The sequence below is a fragment of the Rhodococcus sp. IEGM 1241 genome (genome assembly GCF_033142365.1).
GTDB classification, from domain to species: Bacteria; Actinomycetota; Actinomycetes; order Mycobacteriales; family Mycobacteriaceae; genus Rhodococcus_F; species Rhodococcus_F erythropolis.
In genome coordinates this window covers 1-633 of sequence record NZ_JAWLSE010000068.1, presented here as the reverse complement: position 1 = coordinate 633, position 633 = coordinate 1, and the positions used below count along the sequence as shown (strand labels likewise).

Here is a 633-nt window from a genome sequence, read left to right as displayed (position 1 = left end):
TGTCGACGGCCATCGTAAGCTCCCCACTGGCGGCCATTTATGGCGCATTTTGTGGCCATGGTTTCTCCCCGCGTACGGCCAGATAGTTCCCCACCTGCTGTGAGTCAGATTCGGTCCCGGCAACGCTGGGTGGATGAAATCGAGCAGGGAGATCATGGAAATTTTGGAGGCGTACGACCTCACGGGTAGTTATCGGGCGGCGGCGGAGCTGGCTGGGTGTGATCACCACACGGTGGCCCGGTATGTGCAGATGCGCGCTGCGGGGCAGCCGCCGGACCGCCGGCGGCATCGAGCGCGGGCGATCGACGACTTTCTGCCGAAGATCGAGGAGTTGGTGGTCCGCTCGCAGGGCAAGGTCCGCGCGGATGTCATCCACGAACGGATCGTCGCGCTGGGGTTCACCGGCGGTGAGCGGACCACGCGCCGGACGGTCGCGGAGGCGAAGGCCCAGTTTCGGGCTGGTCGGCGGCGAGTGTATCGGCCGTGGGTAACCGAACCTGGGCTGTGGTTACAGTACGACTTCGGTGACGGGCCAACGATTTCCGGCCGGAAGACGACGTTGTTCTGCGCATGGTTGGCGTGGTCGCGATTTCGGGTGGTGATCCCGATCTGGGACAAGACATTGCCGACGGT

Annotated in this window: 1 pseudogene; it reads left to right on the top strand. The window is 64.1% G+C overall.

From position 1 onward, the window contains the following. Positions 1-133: 133 nt before the first annotated feature. Positions 134-633: pseudogene (locus tag R4P70_RS32650) on the top strand (IS21 family transposase); the annotation flags it as partial.